Origin of the sequence: Enterococcus ratti, assembly GCF_001886195.1 — a bacterium.
Lineage (GTDB): Bacteria > Bacillota > Bacilli > Lactobacillales > Enterococcaceae > Enterococcus_B > Enterococcus_B ratti.
Genome location: NZ_JXLB01000004.1, coordinates 112,879 through 132,508, shown reverse-complemented (window position 1 = coordinate 132,508; position 19,630 = coordinate 112,879). Strand labels below are relative to the sequence as shown.

General features: G+C 35.9%; 11 protein-coding genes and 3 pseudogenes. 9 read left to right on the top strand and 5 right to left on the bottom strand.

Annotation, left to right across the window (positions count from 1 at the left end):
* The first annotated feature begins 169 nt into the window (after positions 1 to 169).
* The 7 genes and pseudogenes from RV14_RS03040 to RV14_RS03010 all read left to right on the top strand — a co-directional run bounded on the left by RV14_RS03040 (position 170) and on the right by RV14_RS03010 (position 9,087).
* A complete protein-coding gene (locus tag RV14_RS03040) occupies positions 170 to 1,195 on the top strand; it encodes a LacI family DNA-binding transcriptional regulator (protein ID WP_071854838.1) in 1,026 nt (341 codons plus the stop codon).
* Positions 1,196 to 1,255: 60 nt separating this feature from the next.
* Positions 1,256 to 2,677 (top strand): tagaturonate reductase, encoded by a 1,422-nt coding sequence (locus RV14_RS03035; RefSeq protein ID WP_071854837.1) that lies wholly within the window; start codon positions 1,256 to 1,258, stop codon positions 2,675 to 2,677.
* A pseudogene (locus RV14_RS03030) lies at positions 2,670 to 4,179 on the top strand (UxaA family hydrolase). Before RV14_RS03035 ends, RV14_RS03030 begins: the two are co-directional and overlap by 8 nt.
* 34 nt (positions 4,180 to 4,213) lie before the next feature.
* A pseudogene (gene uxaC, locus RV14_RS03025) lies at positions 4,214 to 5,608 on the top strand (glucuronate isomerase).
* Positions 5,609 to 5,806: 198 nt separating this feature from the next.
* Positions 5,807 to 6,490 (top strand): rhamnogalacturonan acetylesterase, encoded by a 684-nt coding sequence (locus tag RV14_RS03020; RefSeq protein WP_071854836.1) that lies wholly within the window; start codon positions 5,807 to 5,809, stop codon positions 6,488 to 6,490.
* Position 6,491: 1 nt separating this feature from the next.
* Positions 6,492 to 7,322, top strand: coding sequence for a sugar phosphate isomerase/epimerase family protein (locus RV14_RS03015; protein WP_071854854.1), 831 nt, complete (start codon positions 6,492 to 6,494; stop codon positions 7,320 to 7,322).
* Between the two features lie 11 nt (positions 7,323 to 7,333).
* A pseudogene (locus RV14_RS03010) lies at positions 7,334 to 9,087 on the top strand (ABC transporter ATP-binding protein).
* A 567-nt stretch (positions 9,088 to 9,654) separates the two neighbouring features.
* Here the strand turns inward: RV14_RS03010 and RV14_RS03000 are convergent.
* The gene (locus RV14_RS03000) at positions 9,655 to 9,996 is read right to left on the bottom strand and encodes a YlbF/YmcA family competence regulator (protein ID WP_071854834.1); all 342 of its coding nucleotides are present in this window, start codon (positions 9,994 to 9,996) and stop codon (positions 9,655 to 9,657) included.
* Positions 9,997 to 10,060: 64 nt separating this feature from the next.
* On the bottom strand, positions 10,061 to 12,232 hold the full coding sequence (locus RV14_RS02995) for a PBP1A family penicillin-binding protein (RefSeq protein ID WP_071854833.1): 2,172 nt from the start codon (positions 12,230 to 12,232) through the stop codon (positions 10,061 to 10,063).
* 207 nt (positions 12,233 to 12,439) lie between these two features.
* Between RV14_RS02995 and RV14_RS02990 the strand changes: the two genes are divergently transcribed.
* Positions 12,440 to 13,303, top strand: a complete 864-nt coding sequence (locus tag RV14_RS02990; protein ID WP_071854832.1) for an RluA family pseudouridine synthase — start codon at positions 12,440 to 12,442, stop codon at positions 13,301 to 13,303.
* 264 nt (positions 13,304 to 13,567) lie between these two features.
* On the opposite strand, the gene RV14_RS02985 is transcribed toward RV14_RS02990, so the two are convergent.
* From RV14_RS02985 to RV14_RS02975, 3 genes are read right to left on the bottom strand one after another with little or no spacing between them, the layout of a single operon-like run.
* Complete coding sequence (locus RV14_RS02985; protein WP_071854831.1) at positions 13,568 to 14,440, bottom strand: ROK family protein; 873 nt, start codon at positions 14,438 to 14,440, stop codon at positions 13,568 to 13,570.
* Positions 14,441 to 14,443: 3 nt separating this feature from the next.
* The gene (locus RV14_RS02980; RefSeq protein ID WP_071854830.1) at positions 14,444 to 17,125 is read right to left on the bottom strand and encodes an alpha-mannosidase; all 2,682 of its coding nucleotides are present in this window, start codon (positions 17,123 to 17,125) and stop codon (positions 14,444 to 14,446) included.
* A gap of 10 nt (positions 17,126 to 17,135) precedes the next feature.
* Positions 17,136 to 18,437 (bottom strand): glycoside hydrolase family 125 protein, encoded by a 1,302-nt coding sequence (locus RV14_RS02975; RefSeq protein ID WP_071854829.1) that lies wholly within the window; start codon positions 18,435 to 18,437, stop codon positions 17,136 to 17,138.
* A 151-nt stretch (positions 18,438 to 18,588) separates the two neighbouring features.
* Between RV14_RS02975 and RV14_RS02970 the strand changes: the two genes are divergently transcribed.
* Positions 18,589 to 19,629 (top strand): GntR family transcriptional regulator, encoded by a 1,041-nt coding sequence (locus RV14_RS02970; RefSeq protein ID WP_071854828.1) that lies wholly within the window; start codon positions 18,589 to 18,591, stop codon positions 19,627 to 19,629.
* The last annotated feature ends 1 nt before the right edge of the window (position 19,630 follow it).

The window sequence follows — 19,630 nt, the reverse complement described above, 5'->3', positions numbered from 1 at the left end:
ACTAATCATATGCGCATCTTCTATCTCTAAGAATAGCATAATCTAAATGGAAAATCCAAATAAATTTTAACGTGTGCAAAGTTGTTGTATCAATATTCTATTGACTTATCATTATAAACATACTATGATGAATGCGTTAACAAAAGTTGAAAATAAAGGTAATGATTAGATGGTAACTATTAAGGATATTGCAAAAGCGACAGGTGTTTCTCATACAACTGTTTCGCGTGCATTAAATGACAGCAATTTAATAAAACAAGAAACCAAGGAAAAAATTCGGGCAATTGCCGAGGAACTGAACTACGTACCCAATTTCAGTGCTAAAGGGCTTGTCACACAAAAAAAATATTTGATCGGCTTATTTTTTTCCAATCTTCAACAAGGCACAAGTTCGAGTTTTTTAGCAGAAGCGATTTCAGGAGTCCGTCAAGCTTTAGATAAGAATTTCAGTCTATCAGTAGACAGCATTGATACATTGACTATTTCTGAAATCAATCTTCAACGATACGATGGTGTAATTATCATGAGTCAAAGCGACGAAGATCAGCCATTGATCGAGTATTTAAAAAACAAAAAATTTCCTTTTATCGTAGTAAATCGGCATTTGAAAGATCCAAAAATTCCTAATGTAGTCGCTAATGATTCCTCAGGTGTTTCCCAAGCAATTGATTATGCTATTGGCTTAGGACATCAAAGAATCGCATATATCGGTGGATCAGAAAACTTTCATTCAACGAATGAACGCAAAAAAGGCGTGTTAACTAGTTTAAAAAAAGCAAATCTTCCAATTCATGAATCGTATTTTTTAACGGGTGATTATAGTTTAAAAAGCGGTTGGAAAAATATGAATCACTTACTTGCACTTTCAAAACGACCAACTTTGGTTTTTTGTGGGAATGATGATACCGCTATCGGTGCGCTTCGTGCGATTAACGCCGCAAATTTACAGGTGCCTCGATCCCTCTCTTTAATTGGGTTCGATGATTCTCCAGTAGTTTCTTATTTAACACCGCCACTTACTACTGTTCACAAACCACTAAAAGAAATGTGTAAACAAGGGACCATTTTGCTACAAAAATTAATCAATCATGAACCAATTGAAACACTTCACATCCAACTGGCAACTACACTTATGATTCGTGAGTCAGTGGGAAATGTACGGAAAAATTTATACGTCGCTAAAAATAAAAAGTAGAGCCTTCTACTTTTTATCCAAAAATGTTAACGTGTGCATAACACAGAAAGGATAGTAAATATGGAAAAATTAACAAAAAATTTGATCAAAAAGAATAACGCACCTACTAAAATCTTGCAATTTGGTGAAGGAAATTTCATGCGCGGATTCGTAGATTGGCAAATCCAGCAGCTAAACAAGCAAGGACTTTATCAAGGAAATGTCACAATCGTACAGCCTTTACCTCATGGACTAGGTGAGATGCTTGCACAACAAGATCACTTGTACACTGTTATTTTACAGGGATTATTTGACGGAAATATTATTGATTCTTCTGAAATTATCACTATCATTGATCGAGTAATCAATCCTTATCAACAGTGGAAGAAGTTTTTAGCATTAGCTGAATGCGATACATTAGAATTTATTTTTTCTAATACAACGGAAGCAGGAATCCAATATGTTGAAAGTGATCAATTGCAAGACGCGCCTCCTGAAAGTTTCCCCGGAAAGTTAACTGCTTTTTTATATAAAAGATTTACATTAAAGAAATCAGGATTGACCATCATCCCCTGTGAATTGATTGATCGCAATGGCGAAAAATTAAAAGAAATTATCCTAAACTATGCACGCCATTGGCAGTTAGGAACCGATTTTATTCACTGGATCCACCAAGAAAATATCTTTTGCTGTAGTTTAGTTGATCGAATTGTACCGGGTTATCCACGAGAAACTGCTTTAGCGTTTAATAAGCGGCATGGATATGAAGATCAGTTAATGGTTAAAGCAGAACCTTTCATGTTGTGGGTAATCGAAGGTCCTGAAGCTGTAAAGGAAAAGTTACCTTTGACTAAAGCTGGATTAAATGTAGTCTTCACCGAAGATATGACGCCTTATCGCCAGCGAAAAGTTCATCTATTGAATGGTCCGCATACTGCTATGGTTCCTATCGCTAGATTAGCTGGGCTAGAAACAGTAGAAGAAGTAATGAAGGATCCACTCTTTTCATCCTTTATTGATCAATTAGTTTCAACGGAACTGATTCCTATGCTTGCCTTACCAAAAAACGAATTGATTGACTATGCCGAACAAGTTAAGGAGCGTTTTTTAAATCCCTTTGCTAATCACAAATTAGAAGCAATTTCATTAAATAGCATTTCTAAATTCAGTACGCGACTTTTGCCAATATTACAAAAATACATAAATGAAAAAAAACAAATACCGTCATTAATGAGTCTTTCGTTAGCGGCTTTGCTAGTGATGTATCGAAATGGCCCGTTCCCCATCCATGATGATCCAGCAGTTATTGCACGTTTTAAAGTGGCATGGGAAAATCCGGTAACAGCAGTAACTCAACTATTACAAGACGAAACACTCTGGGGAGTAGATCTATCACAGTTAAATAACTTGACGACTACAGTCGAAAGATTGATTAAAAGAATCGAAGCTACTGATGTCCGACAAGTAATCAGTGAAATGAAAGGAACGATGACGAATGCTTAAATCCCAAGCTGTTTCTTTTCCCATAATGAAATTACATCAAAAAGATAGCGTAGTGGTTGCCTTAGCTCCTATTCCTAAAAATACAACATTGATGGTTGATCAACAAACGGTGACTACTTTAGTGAACGTTCCTCAAGGTCATAAAATAGCAGTGTTTGATTTAAAAAAAGACACAAACGTCATTAAATATGGGTATCCTATTGGACATGTAACACAAGATATCCAAGCGGGAGAATGGCTTCATACACATAATATGAAAACTAACCTTTCAGGTGAATTAGCTTATCATTATCAACCAGATGTTCATCCTGTTGACTATCCATTAGAAAACCGTACTTTTCAAGGATACATTCGCAAAAACGGCAAAGTAGGTATTCGAAATGATCTATTGATTGTACCTACAGTGGGTTGTGTTAACGGTGTGGCTGAATTGATTGTAAAAAAATTTAAAGCAAAGCATCCCGATTTAGGCAATTTCGATCATGTAACCATTTTAAAACATCCTTACGGCTGTTCCCAACTAGGAAAAGATCATCAACAAACAAGAACTGTCTTAGCTGATGCCGTTCATCATCCCAATGCAGGTGGGGTTTTAGTGTTTGGATTAGGGTGCGAAAACAATACTGTTTCTGAATTTAAAAAAGTACTAGGACATTATGAAGAAGAACGAGTGAAATTTTTAGGTGGCACAAGAGGTGATCGATGAAGTTGAGCAGGGTGTTATTTTATTAGAAGAGTTAATGGAGACTGCTGCTTATGATCGGCGCTCCACGGTTTCTTTAGAAAAACTAAACGTTGGCTTAAAATGTGGAGGATCTGATGGCTTATCTGGCATTACTGCTAATCCTCTTTTAGGGGCATTTTCTGACTATCTGATTGCACAAGGCGGCAGTACGGTCTTAACAGAAGTACCTGAAATGTTTGGTGCAGAGCAAGTATTGATGGCTCGAGCGGAAAATAAAGCGGTCTTTGAAGCAATCGTTCATTTGATCAATGACTTCAAACAGTATTTTCTTTCTTACGGCGAGCCAGTTTACGAAAATCCTTCGCCCGGCAATAAAGCGGGAGGAATCACTACTTTAGAAGATAAGTCACTAGGTTGTATTCAAAAATCTGGACGTTCGGTTATCGTAGACGTTCTTCAATATGGTGAAAAAATTAGAAAAAATGGACTCAGTTTATTACAAGCGCCCGGTAATGACCTCGTTGCAGCTTCAGCGCTAGCTTCTTCTGATTGTCAGTTAGTTTTGTTTACGACTGGTCGTGGTACACCTTTTGGTTCTTATGTTCCCACTTTAAAAGTGTCCACAAATACTACTTTATTTGATCGCAAAGGTCATTGGATGGATTTTAATGCTGGAGAATTACTAAATCAACCAATGGAGAAATTATTAGAACAGTTTATTGAAAAAATTATTGCCGTCGCAAGCGGAGAAGAAACGAAAAATGAACAAAACGAAGTAAGAGAAATCGCCATTTTTAAAAATGGTGTGACGTTGTAATTTACTAAAATTAAAAAAGAAAGAAGGCTAAATCATGTTTTTAGCAGAAGATTTTTTATTAAAAGAGGAATGGGCAAAAAAGTTATATCATTCCTACGCAAAAAAAATGCCCATCATTGACTACCATTGTCACCTATCGCCAAAGGAAATTTATGAAAATAAAAACTTCAAAAATCTTACAGAGGCTTGGTTGAGTGGGGATCATTACAAATGGCGCCTCATGCGAGCTTGCGGTGTATCGGAAGACAAGATTACCGGTCAGGCTTCTGATTTTGAAAAATTTTTTGCGTGATGCCAAACGGTTCCAAAAATTATTGGAAATCCTCTTTATACTTGGACGCACCTTGAATTAAAACGTTTTTTCAATATTGACTTGCTTGTAAATGAAGAAAATGCCCAAGAAATTTGGGAGCAGGCAAATCAAATTTTGGCAAAACCTGAATTTAGACGACGAGAAATAGCAAAAAATGCGCATGTAAAAGTTATTTGTACTACTGATGATCCAATTGATGATCTTCACTATCATCAATTACTTGCTGAAACAGAAAAAGAGTTGTGCGTTTTTCCATCTTTTCGACCAGATAAAGCATTGAATATTGAAAAAACGGGATTCAAGGAATGGGTTACAATATTAGCAGAAGCAATTGAACAGCCGATCACAACTTATGCACAATTTATAGCAGCTTTAGGGAAACGAATCGTCTATTTCCATCAAAATGGTTGCCGAATCTCTGATCATGCTCTTGATACACTTCGTTATGTAGCCGCAGATGATGAACAGTTGGAAGCTATTTTCCAAAAAGCTTTAACAAAAACGTCCCTAGCGCAAATAGAGATTGACGCTTATCGTACCGAAACATTGATTCGTTTATTTCAATTTTATCATGCGTACAACTGGACGATGCAGTTACATATCCATGCTTATCGCAACTGCAATACAGGAATGTTTGAAAAGTTAGGACCAGATGCCGGTTATGATGGGATTAATGACCTTTCTTTAACTGTGCCTTTACAAAACATTTTAGATCGTGTGGAACAAACAGATCAGTTGCCTAAAACTATCCTTTACTCCTTAAACCCAAATGATTATCCGATTATGACTGCTTTGATGGGCTGTTATCAAAAAACGACTCCCGGTAAATTACAACTAGGTTCAGGATGGTGGTATAACGATACTCGTGCTGGCATGAGAGAACAGTTGACGCAGTTTGCAGATGGCAGTGCTTTAGGCAATTTTGTCGGTATGCTTACTGATTCCAGAAGTTTTCTTTCTTATACTCGACACGAATATTTTCGTCGAGTATTATGTGAATTTATAGGAGAGATGGTGACACGCGGTGAAGCGCCAGCAGACGCCGAATTACTGGGAAAACTAGTTGAAAATATTAGTTATTATAATGCAAAAAGTTACTTTGGATTGAATGATTAATCTAAATTTTCTATTAATACTCTCCAAGAGCTAAATTATTTCTCTTATAAGTGTCATCTGCAAGGCTTTTTGTATGTTTGTAGATGACAGCTATTATATAAAAATAAGAAAAAGAAGCTGCTAATGGTCGCTTTTAACGGATTCTCATGATGCTTAATACGTTTAGCTATAAAAATATCATTAGAAAGTAGTGAAAAAATGCCAACTATCCATATTGCCGGAGATTCTACCGCAGCAATAAAAGCTGAAAACAAACGCCCAGAAACTGGTTGGGGAGAAAAATTACCTTGTTATTTTAATACTTCTATTTCTTTCAATAATCAGGCAAGAAATGGTCGCAGCACCAAATCCTTTCTTGAAGAAGGACGTTTAACTCGTTTATCTGCTAAATTTTTGCCGGGAGATTTTTTGTTGGTCCAATTTGGTCATAATGATCAAAAGATCAATGAACCAAAAGGTACGAGTCCCTATAAAGAATACATCGAAAACTTAACTGTTTTTGCACAAACAGCCGATGCAGCTAATGTTTCTCCAATTTTTTTAACACCTGTTACTCGTCGAAATTATTTGTCAGATGGTACATTAGCTCCCGATTGTTTAGGTGACTATCCTCAAGCGATGAAGTTATTTGCAAGAAAAAATAATTATTCGGTATTAGATATTTTTTCTTTGTCGCAACAACTTTTACGTTCATTTACCCAAGAACAAACGAAAGATTTTTATTTGCATCTAGCACCAAAAGTACATAAAAACTATCCAAATGGTCTACAAGATAATACCCATTTTAGTCCATTAGGAGCAGAAAAAATTGCTTACTTAATTGTTCAAGCAATAAAAAAAAGCAATCTGTCACTTGCTCAGTTTTTGAAAGAAGGTGTTTGAAATTTTCCCACTTAACCTAGGTATTTGCGCACATGATTTAGCTATCACCACTAAAGAAGCTCTCATTCAAAAGTTAAAAAGATGGCAACTTTCTCATATTCAAATTGCACCACAAAAAGCTTTTTCAATAGACTTGCCATGCATAACACTAAGATTAGCTAATTATTTTGGTACTTATTTTCAAAAAAACGAAATTGAGCTTTCTATATTAGGGTATTGCGTTAATATATTTAGTGAAAATATTCAAATGCGCAAACAAGCTCTAGATACTTTTAAACATCAAATTTCACTTTGCACGGCTTATCAAGCAAAAATGATTACTACAGAAACTGGCAGTCTGACTACCGGATACACGCCTAAAAATTTCACGGAAGAAGCCTATCAAATAGCACAGAACTCTGTCATGCAAATCGTTGAAGAAGCAGAAAAATTTGGCATAACGGTAGCCATTGAAGGAGGAATCAATCATCCTTTGTCTTCTTACCAATTGGCAAAAAGACTGATTCATGAAGTCGCTTCCTCAAACTTAAAACTTATCTTAGATTGTGCAAACTTCATAAACCTAAAAAAGCATGGTGAACAAGAAATGCTTGTTCACCATGCTTTAGAAGAGTTAGGTCCTCACTTAGCTGCCGTACATCTTAAAGACTATATTGTTAAGAATAAGGCAATACATATCGTTCCTGTCGGTCAAGGCTGTTTAGATTTCCGACCGTTATTACATTTTTTAAAAGTTAATCGGCCGTTTTTATACGCCACTCTTGAAGCTATACCAGAAAAAGATGTGCCACAAGTAATGAATCATTTAGAATCTCTTTATCAAATTTGCTGAGGACTGATTTTATGGAAAATCATATAAAAGAGAGTTATCAAAAGAATCCAAAAAACCCTTTTTATGTCTTATTGCGGCTTTATCAAGGAAATTATGGACAATTTGCTTTATCTAGTATGTTTTTTGTCATTAAACATTTATCTTCTTGGCTAATGCCGTTAGTAATTGCCAATGTAATCAATGCGGCTACATCAAAAGATGTTGAACAGCTTCACACAATTTATTTAAATGCCTTCTTCATGTTCTTTTTGATCGTGCAAAACATTTTGACCAATTATTTTCATGTCAAATATCATAGTTTATCTATTCGTCAAGTAGAAGCTGGGGTACGAGGAGCCTTAATTAATAAAATTCAAGAATTATCTATTCCTTATCAAAAAGAACTGCAATCTGGAAAAATCCAATCAAAAATCATTCGTGACGTCGAAGCAATCCAAACACTTTCTTCTCAAGTTTTTGTAAGTACGTTGAATATTCTAGTCAATTTATTAGTAGCTTTAGGAATTACTTTATACAAAAGTCCAATTGTATTTCTCTTTTTTCTAGCAACAGTTCCTTTTGCTGCAATAGTCGTCATTTTCTTTCGTAAAAAAATTAAGCAGACAAACTCTGATTTTCGGCAAGAAATGGAAGAGACTTCGGCCAAAGTATTTGAAGCCATTGAGCTAGCACCAATAGCCCGTGCCCATTCTTTGGAACACTATGAAACAAAACGATTGAACACCCATTTTTCACAGATTTATAAAAAAGGCTTTCAATTAGATATTTTACAATCCGTCTTTGGCTCTGTCAGTTGGGCAAGTTTTCAATTATTTCAATTAGTTTGCTTGGTATTTACAGGAATTTTGGCCTTAAAAGCTAAAATTCAACCCGGTGATGTTGTGATGTATCAAACCTATTTTACAACTGTTATAAATTCCGTTTCAGGATTCATCACACTTATTCCAACAGTTTCTAAAGGAATGGAGTCCATTGCCTCCATTGGTGAAATGATGCGTGTGGAAGAAGTTGAGGCTTACCATGGAAAAAAGAAAGTAAAGAAAATAAATGGGCATTTCTATTTTGATCACGTATCTTTTCAATATGCACAGGCAAGAAAACCGACAATCGATCAATTCACTTTAGAAGTTAAATCCGGTGAAACCATTGCTTTTGTTGGTCCTTCCGGCTCTGGCAAATCAACTTATTGAATTTATTAATGGGCTTTATCCAACCCTCTTCAGGCACGATCTATCTTGATGAGCAACCCTTAACACAATTGGATATGCGTAGCGTCCGGCGTTTCTTAGCAGTTGTTCCACAAACTACCTTACTTTTTTCTGCAACGATTAGAGAAAATATTACTTATGGATTGACAAATGTCACCAAAAAACAGTTAGATAAAGTGATTGAAGCCGCACAACTTCGTTCATTAATTGAAGAACTTCCTAACGGTTTAGATACCATGGTTGGAGAAAACGGCGATAAGTTATCTGGAGGACAAAAACAGCGAATTTCTATTGCTCGTGCTCTGATTCGAAAACCAAAAATCATCTTGTTAGATGAAGCCACTTCCGCTTTGGATACACAATCTGAAAAAAAGATTCAACATGCATTATGTTACTTAACTGAAGCACCTACTACTTTTATCGTCGCACATCGACTTTCTACCATCAAAGAAGCCGATAAAATTGTGGTAATTGAAAAAGGAAAAATCATGGAAAGCGGCACCTATGAAGAATTAATGAACAACAAAGGATACTTTTATCAAATGAAAAATGAGTGACAGGTAGTTCTTATCTTCTGTACTTTGTACCTTTATAAATAGCAAATGGGAGAATAATGAAGCAAAATAACAGAAAAATATCTGATAAATAGCTCTCACTAAAGACAAAAGAAAGTACTTGGCTAGTTGTTAAAGAATAAAATGTAGGGAGTAAGATAATCGTGAACAGGTAAGAACCAACGATTTCCCAAAAATCTTTCCAAGAAAATTTTTTATTTTTCATCACTGCACCACCTTACTTTGTTTAAGAATCTGACTATTTATGTTAGTTCTAATTTTATTGTCTAAATTATTCCTACACACTCCTTCCTACTAATTAAACAAGGAGATTTACTTCATTAAAATTAATTTTCAAGAAAGCACGTAGGAGAAAAGTAAACTCATTCTTTGCTTTTTTCCTTAAAAATAACGGAAAAGCTAAAACAAATTCTTCAAAAATAAGCCGGAATTCACAAAAATTTGATGAACAATTTTCGTAAATTCCGGCTTATTATTTAGACTGAAGCTTCTTTTCATTCTAACCTTTTTTAGTGGAATTTCAATCTTTATATTTTCGAATAAAAGGACTTATTTGTTGTATAAGTCTCTGACGGGTGTCATAATAATGCGGTTTAAATCATTAATAATCGTACTGAATTGTTGTTCCTTTTTCATCAAGTCATTTATCACTTCTTCTGATTGAATTTTCATGGTCATTTCTTGTGCTTTTTCCGCATCTTCTTCACTAAATTCTTGACCGCTCATTTGTTTTTCTTGCAACTTTATTTGCATGCTTTGAAAATCCTTGAATAAGCGATAAGCTTCTTCATTTGCTTTTACTTTTGTGTAAGCTTCTTCTAATGCTTTAAATTCTTGTAATTGACGAATTTCGCGTTCGATTTGATTCGCGCTATCATAAATATTGGACATGGTTACCCTCTTTTCTATAAATTATTCACTTTATTGTACCATTTGTTTATTCGTTTTCATAGGGTTACTGTCCTTGAGATCTACGCCATAAGTCTTTAGCTGCTTCACCTAAGCCTTTTAGTCCTTCTTTTACCTTCTCACCAAATTTTTTTAAACCTTCTTTTGCTTGTTCACCATATTTTTGTAGATTTTCTTTCCATTGTTCAGAGCTTTCGTTTGTTTGAGTATTATTATTTACTTGATCGACAGCCATTACTTTTCCACCCGTCGCATAAGCATCCGCTACTGAGAAACTGCTTTTTTCGGTATAAGGAAGTATACCTTCTGCTGCATTTTTAAAGACTTTCCCCACCACATTTCCACTCGTTCCTTCTAAATAATGCTGTTCATTAGATTCTTCATACCCCAGCCACGTAGAGATTACTACATCGGGTGTGTAGCCAATAATCCATTGATCATTTGCTTTTGTAGAGTCAAAATTGGTTTCAGTCGTTCCTGTTTTTCCTGCGATTGTATAACCCGCAGGATTTGCAGCGATTGCCGTTCCATTTGAAAATGTTCCTAATAACATCGAAGTCATTTGATTGGCTGTTTCTTCTGAAATTACTTGCTTTGGTTTTTTATTTGTATTATCAACAATAACTGCCCCAGTGGAATCGACAATTTTAGTGATGAGATGTGGCGAATACATTTTACCGGCATTCGCAAAAGCACTATAAGCTCCAGCCATTATAAGTGGTGAGACGCCCTTTTCTAAGCCACCTAATGCTAAGCCATAATACTTATCTGATTTTGATAACGGCAAGCCAAATTCTTCTGCTTTGTCGTAACCTTTTTGTAAGCCGATTTCATGAAGCAACCACACCGCTGGTAAATTTAAACTATTAGCTACTGCTTGATACATTGGAACACTGCCTTGATAAGTGCCATCAAAGTTATGTGCTTTATAATAAGATTGAGGCTCGTCTTTCAATACGCTTGCAGGTGTATAGCCTGCTTCTAATGCAGGAACGTAGACGCTCAACGGCTTAATCGTTGACCCCGGCGAACGTCTCATTTGGGTAGCAAAACTAAATCCTCTGAAAACATGTTCGCCACGTCGTCCTACTAATGCCTCAACTCCTCCTGTTTGAGGGTCTAAGGCAACGGAAGCAGATTGAACGATCGCACCGTCTGAAGCATTAGCTGGAAATAGTGTATTGTTTTGATACGTTGCTTCTAATTGTTTTTGATAGTTTTGATTAAGGGAGGTATAAATTTTGTATCCTTTGTTCATGATTTCTTCTTCTTTTAATCCATAATTATTGACGGCTTCATCAATGACTGCATCAAAATAATAAGGATAGCGATAACCAGATTCAGAATTATCATAGGTGTCATTCAGGTATTGACTGATATTTGTTGTACTTTCTGCTTGGTATTGTTCTTTAGTTATCTTTTTATTTTCCTTCATGACACTTAACACTGTGTTTTTTCGATTATTGGCATTTTGTGGATGGTCAATCGGATTGTAGATGCCGGGACCTTTAAGCATGCCAGCTAACGTTGCAGCTTCTGAAAGGGTCACGTTCGCCGCATCAACGCCAAAGTACTTTCTTGAAGCATCTTGAACTCCCCATACGCCATTACCAAAATAAGCATTGTTCAGATACATGGTTAAAATTTCTGCTTTACTGTATTTCTTTTCAATTTCAATTGCTAGAAATAACTCTTTTGCTTTTCGATCAAACGTTTGATCGAGCGTTAGATAAGCATTCTTAGCTAGCTGCTGAGTGATTGTACTTCCTCCACCGCCAGAAGTTCCTCCGGAAAGGATCATACGAACAGCTGCACGAGCAATTCCTTTTATATCAAAGCCGTGATGCTGATAAAAATTTCGATCTTCAGTGGAAATTACGGCATCTTGAATATAAGGAGAAATTGCATTTAATTCAACGTAGGTTCCTTTTTGTGCATAGAGTGTGCCAGCTTCTTCGTTCTTTTTATCATAAATTACGGTGGACTGACTGAGACCTGATTTTAGTGTCTCCACATTTGCCTGCTTTGCTAAAATAAATAGATAGATGCTAATCAATAACACACAGATCAAACCGATCAATAGGATTAATTTATTTATATGATACTTTTTCCAAATACGCTTTCGCCATCGATGGAGCTGCCCAAAATAGGGACGAATCCAACGCCAAAAGCTGATCAAAGCAGCTTTTATTTTACTTAAAATGCTTTGAAAATCCATTCTTTCTTCTCCTGTTCATTTGATTAAATCGTCTTATTTTATCATGGGTAATTTTTTAATGCTTCCTGCTTAAGATGTAGATGAACTGTTTTTTTGAGTAGTGACGATAGTGTAGCATAAGATTGTCAGAAATATTTCATTTTTTTCTTAAATAAGTATTAAAAATGGTACAATAAGTCTGCAACTTTGATTAGAAGGAGTAAACTTATGGAAATTACGATTACTTTGTCCGACTCTCATCCTACAACAACAATCCGAGAATTATTAGAACAAGAATGGCTCGTTCCTAGAAAGGTTCGGCACTTTTTACGTATACGAAAAAATGTGTGGATTAATAAAAAACCGGCATTATTTCATTTTGAAGTTTGCGCTGGGGATCACATTACTTTACATTTTGAAGACTCAGATTATCAATACCAAGAAGTTCAGTTGGGTGAGGCTTCTTTTATTCAATCATTGTACGAAGATGAACATTTAATTATCGTAAATAAACCGACAGGGATGAAGACTCATCCCAACGCCCCTACTGAAAAAGACACATTACTGAATCATCTTGCTGCTTATCTATTAAAAAAAGAACAACGTCCCTATGTCGTTCATCGATTGGATAAAGAGACTAGCGGTGCAATTTTATTTGCTAAAAATCCTTTTGTATTACCTATTTTAGGAAGAATGTTGGAACAAAAAAAAATTTATCGTCGATATCAAGCACTCGTTTGGGGAACCATGAGACATGACATGACTTTCAATGATAAAATTGGGCGTGACCGGCATGATCGAAGAAAACGGGTCGTTGATAATAAGCATGGTCAATCTGCCTTAACCCATGTTTATGTTGATCAAGTATTAAATAACCAGACTAAAATTTACTGTGTGTTAGAAACGGGACGAACACATCAAATTCGGGTACATTTAAGTTATCATGGACATCCTATTGTTGGGGATCCACTTTATCAAAATCAATCAGATAAGCGCTTAATGCTTCATGCGTTAGAATTACACATGATCCATCCTTTTACTCAAGAAAAAATCATAGGTCAAGCACTACCAGCATTGTGGAATAGCCCTTAAATATGAGAAACTGACGATTTTTAAGAAATACCATTAGATGAAGTAACTTTGAAGCTAAACTTACGACCAATGGATATGTCTTCAAGAAAAAATTCCTGATGTTAGCCATCCCAATCCATACGTTAAGAAATCCTTCAAGCAACTAAAGACAAACCGAAAAATCCGAAAATAGCTACTTCTATTTTCTGGATTCTTCGGTCAATGTGAACAAATTTAACTTACTAAATTTTATTTAATATAAGGAATCAAAGGAATGTCATCCTCCTATTGATTATTATTTTTCTTCTTGTATTCCTTTTCTGCCAATAATAAACTACCAATAATTCCGCTTTCATTCGGGAGACCCCAACGCACGATATATTCATTAATTGCTGGCGTTTCCATATATCCATTCATTTGTTTGACAAACTGTTGACGGATTTTTTGCAACAAATGTTCTTGGTTCATGACTCCTCCACCTAAAATAATTTTTTCAGGGGCGAGCGTTAATGTATAGTTGATTAAGGCTTGTGCAATGTAAAAGGCTTGAATCTCCCAAACTGGATGGTCTTTAGGAAGATTTTGTCCTTTAATGCCTGTCCGTGCTTTGATTGAAGGCCCTGCTGCCAATCCTTCCAAACAATCTTTGTGATAAGGACATGTTCCTTCATACACATCTTTTGAATGACGTTTCACCCAAATATGACCCATTTCTGGATGAGCGATTCCAGAAAAAATATTATCTTCAATGACTACTCCTGCCCCGATCCCGGTTCCAACAGTCAAATAAATGCAGCTTTTTTTCCCTTTGGCTGCTCCTTTTACTAGTTCCCCATAAGCCGCTGCATTTACATCAGTCGTCCAAGCAATTGGCACAGCATAGTGTTTTTTGATCGTACCTAAAAAATTATAATTCGTCCAACCTTTTTTGGGAGTCGCTAACACATACCCATAATTCTCTGCATTTTTATTAATTCCGATCGGTCCAAAAGAACCAATTCCCAAAGCATCTACTTCATATTGATCAAAAAATTCCAAGACATGTTTCACTGTTTCTTCTGGCGTAGTCGTAGGAATGCTTATTTTTTCTATAATAACTCCTTCATTTGAGACAGCACAGACAAATTTTGTTCCCCCAGCTTCTATCCCACCATACATTTACTATTCCTCCTCAAAGCCGATTGTCCGAATTTCATAAGGAATGAGTGTCGGAGCAATCGTTTCTTCTACCGCTTCTTCTAGCAAATTTAATAAATTTCCTTGTTTCCCATCTTTTGTTACATTCACTGGTTCCGTGCAATTAGACAAATTAAAGCCACGCACCACTACTTTATTATCAACCTTACTCCTTTTCAAAGCTGTAATTGCAAATGTTTCTCCTTGACAAATTAAATAGTGTTTTTTTTGTGGAAGGATTCCTTCTTGTCTTGTCAGTTGAGAAGTTGAAAAAGGAATTTGTGCACTATAGGCATGGTGATAACTAGTAAATTTTTCTTTTGGTTCATGCAATTCGATACTATAATTAAAGCGATGCGGACCGATACATTGTGCTTCTGGGGCTGGAAAATAGCCCCAATCACCTAATTCCCCTACACATCGTAATAAAGTTAGCGCGATGATATTTCCATTTATTACTTCATATTCGTTTATTCCATAATTTCCTACTGTTACACCATATTCTTCGTTTTCTAAATGAACAAATGCTTGCTGATGCTGAGGGTTGGTTGGATTCTCCCATTCTTTTGGTACCTCATTTGGTCGTCTCACCACTTCAAAAATGCTATCGGCTTCATGTTGTTTCACATGTAACTTTGTTGGAAACAATACACGTAAACGATGGTCTTTCATTTGGTTGTTCAACGTCGTTTCAAAATCAATCTTTTTACTATTTTTTCTTAGAGAAATTACTGTTGTTAATTCCAACATACTCATTTTTTTGCAGCGTCCTGCTTTACGATGCCGAAATTCAACGACTCGTTGTTGCTCACTTTCTAAATGCTTGTCTGCTGACAGTGGGATCACTAATTGCTGAATTACTTTTACCTGAGCTAATTCATTCGTATCCGTGATAATTTCTACTATACTCTTTTCATTGTCTTTTGATAGAATTGGTTGATCGTTTTCTGGTTGTTTAAAAATATATTCATTACCAACATCCCCAACGTCTTCAAAAGTCAATAAATCATCTAGTTGTTTCCCTGTACACTTGTCTTTTAATGTTAACGTTCCATTTGATTGAATTTCTAAACGAACAGTTTGATTTTCTAACACGCGTCCTTTTTGTTGAATCATCGTTTCTTTTTCAATTTTAGCTGGTCCTGATAGTAAGACATACGTTTGCCATGAAAACGCAGGCATTTCACTAATTGGCAAAGTCACAGTAATTTTTTTTGCCATGTAAGGCATTCTAAAACGATCTTTTGGTAAATCATAATCAAATGTTACAAGTGGTTCAGACAATAATGCCGGCAGCTGTCTCCCATCCGTTGTTTCCACATGATAATCTTTTTGTGGCTGTTTTTTTAACGCATCATATAGTTTTTCTGGGATACCTTCTGCAAAGTATTTTCTTTCTAATTCAATCGTCACCTTTGCTTCGCCTGTTTTAGCATTTCCGGCTGTATTCATCACTACAAAAGGATAACTTTCTTCAGGCAAGTCACTTGTGTCTATTGCTTTGGCTAATTGTCTCAAAGCTTCTTCTGCTAAATATTTCCCTACTTCATTTGCTTTTTCAAAACGCGTCATCATTTCACGATGAACGGCATCCACTGAGCAGCCACAAATACTATCATGCGGATGGTTTTGCATCAAGGTTTTCCATGCATAATCAAACTGATCATGAGGATATTTGCCAGTAACCTCATATGCCATCGTTGCAAGTGGTTCAGCAATATTTTCAATTTGTCTTTGAACTTTAGTGTTCCACTGTTTTAAATAGACTCTCGTAGAAGCTGTATTTGCCAAAGTATACCACCCATCCGTTTCTTGACTGGTTAATTCGCCTTTTACCGAATCAAGATGTTTGGGTAAATCTTTTTGAACTGCTTCAAGATACTCAACAAAATTAGAATGGATAAACTCATAATCTGAATACAATTTATTGGCTAATTTAATCGCCGTCGAAATGTTCTTTTGCACGGGTTGATGATCCACTCCGTTCATCATCAACAGATGATCCGTTGAAGCGTATTGCTGTGCATCGGCTAATTTTTGGTCCCAAAATACTCTAGCAGTCTTTTCATCAACGGGTATTTCATTGCCATTGCTATACCAATTGGCAAATAACAAACCAAAAATTTTTGTGCGATCCGGTCCTTCCCACCACATTTCAGAATATCGAGAAGAATAATTTTTTGCTTCCAATACCTTATTATCAAAGCCGATTGGTTTGACTCCACGTCCAAACGCCGCAGCTGTAATTTTTGCTTGCTTCATCAGTTGCGGCGTTTGTCCCATATTTCCAAAAGTATCTGGAAAGTACCCCAACTTCACAGGCGTTCCCCACTTCTTACTTTCTTCCACTCCAATCAGCAAATTCCGAGCATTGGCTTCCGAACTGATTAAAAAATCATCTTGTAAAATATAAAAAGGACCTATTCTTAGTTTACCCGCTTTGATTGCTTGATGAACTTCTTCTTTCTTTTCTGGGCGCACTTGCAAATAGTCATCTAAAATAATCGTTTGCCCATCTAAATGAAAACTATTAAAATCAGAATCCGTTTTAAACAGTTCCAAAAGATCGTCCATTAATTCAATTAAGCGCATGTGATGCTGTTCATAGGCCATATACCACTCGCGATCCCAGTGGCTGTGTGAAATGATATATACTTTCTTTTTCATTTATTTCCCCCTATTTTTCCACTCGAAAATCAAAATAATCCATGACTAATTCACAAAACATCATATTTGCCCAAGAAAACCATTCTCTTGTGTAACAATTAGGATTGTTTACATCAAATCCTTCATGCATTAAATGCGTCCTTGCATCCGTTGCCACTAGTAAATCTAAAATCCGTTCTTTCTCTTTTTTATCGTCAGTAGTCAACCCTTGCATGGCTAAAGCAATTGGCCAGATATAATTTACTGGCGTATGGGAAGAACCGATACCTTTTGCAAATTTTCCTTCATAAAAGTAAGGATTTTCTTTACTTAGCAATGTTTTCCTTGTTGCAAGATATTGGGTATCCGTTGAAGAGCAATAGCCAAGATATGGAGCAGAAATCAAGCTAGGCACATTGCTATCATCCATAATTAAGGCATTACCTAACCCATCTACTTCATACGCATATATTCGTTCGCCTTTTTTATTTTTGGTTGTTCCGTATTCTTCTATTCCTTTTTGTATTTCAGCTTTTAAGTCAGTCGCTTCTTTAATGAGTTCTTTTACGTTTTTTTCATTTGATAAAACAGTTGAAAAAATTTTTTCAACGTAACCCAACACCACCACAGCAAACATATTCGATGGAACTAGATAGCCAAATTGACAAGCATCATCACTTGGACGAAACCCAGACCACGTCATTCCTGTTGATGCAATTTTAGCGCCACGCCCAGCATTCACTAACGTATCTTCTTTTCTAGTAGTCGTTCTTTCAAATATATATGACGATTGACTATGCACCTGTTCTGTTTTGAATACATGTAGAATTTTTTTGATGCCTTCAATAAATGAAGCATTGAATTGATTCGTACACCCCGTGTTTTTATACAATAAATAAGCCAATTGAATCGGATAACACAACGAATCAACTTCATATTTTCGTTCCCAAATCCAATCATTCATTGCTGTATGGTCGCTTTGATGTCCCGCACCGTTTGCTTCTTCATTAAACGCATTCGCGTAAGGATCGATATTGATATATTCAAATTGCTTTTTGACTAATCCGCTAATCATTAACGCTAAATCAGCATCTTCTTTTGCAATAACCAAATAGGGACGAACTTGCGCAGTAGAATCACGCAACCACATAGCAGGGATATCTCCTGTTAATAAAAAAGTGGTCCCGTCTTGTTGCCTTTTTACCGTTGTCAATAACGTATTGGCAAATGCGGCAGAGAAATTTTCAGCCCAATCGGCATGTTTATCTCCACACTTTTCCGCTACTTTATCCATAAACTTCTGCACTGATATTGGTATATCTTTATAAATCACTATATTCTCTCCTTTTTTTGATATATCATAAATGGATTATACGCTTACATTTAACAGTTGTCTACGCTATCATTATAAGATTTTTCTTATTTACTTTTCTAATTTTTATGCTATGATCATTATATGATATATCTTATAAGAAGGTGTTTTAATGAATCAACCATTATATCAACAAATATTTAATGATTTACAAAAAGAAATCGTTGATGGAGCTTTACCAGTGGATAGTCAGGTTCCTACCGAAAAGGAACTCTCTCAAAAATATCAAGTCAGTCGAATTACTTCAAAGCGCGCACTTACTGAATTAGAACGCTTAGGATTGATTTATCGTGTACGTGGAAAAGGTAGCTTTGTCACCTCTTTTAAATCAAAAAAAGCAGCAATAAGTAAGAATAGCCGTATCTTATTCTTACTTCCTTTCTTGTCTGATCTTTCAGTCGGAGATTTTACCAAAGGGCTTAACCCGCTTATGCAAGAAAATCAGTTAGAAGTAATGATGACTACTCTTGATTTTTTAACAAACAAATCAGCAAAAGAAATCATGCAAGAATTTGACGGCTTGATTTACTATGCCTTTACTGTTGATCCACATCTCGACTTATTATTTGAATTATCCTTAAAACAGTTTCCCGTTGTGATTTTAGATAAAAAAATTTACGAACTACCTTTTCCAACGGTTCTTTCAGATAACTTTCAAGGAGGAGCTTTGGCCGCCTCCCATTTAATTGCAAAAGGTCATAAAAGAATCGCCTACCTTTTTGGTGAACAATCGCATCCACAATCCGTGCGGCAACGCTACTTAGGCTATTTGGAAGCATTAGACAAAGCAAATTTAACTTTCCATACAACTTTAGATACAAAGCATACCATTCTTGATACTTTACTTACGTATATCAATGAAAAGCGCGTAACAGCTTTCATCTGTGAAAATGATCTTGTTGCCATTCAAACAATGAATGAACTAAAGCAGCAAGGCTACCGTATTCCAGATGATTTTTCAATTGTTGGTTTTGATGACATCCAAGCCGCTGCCTTAGTAGATCCGCCTCTAACAACAATTGCTCAAGATTTCCACAAACTCGGGGAAATTGCAGGAGCTACTTTAATCACTTGGCTCACTGCTAAAGAAGTGCCACAAGATACTGCATACCCGGTTTCATTTATTAGCCGTCACTCAACAAAGGAGATTTAAT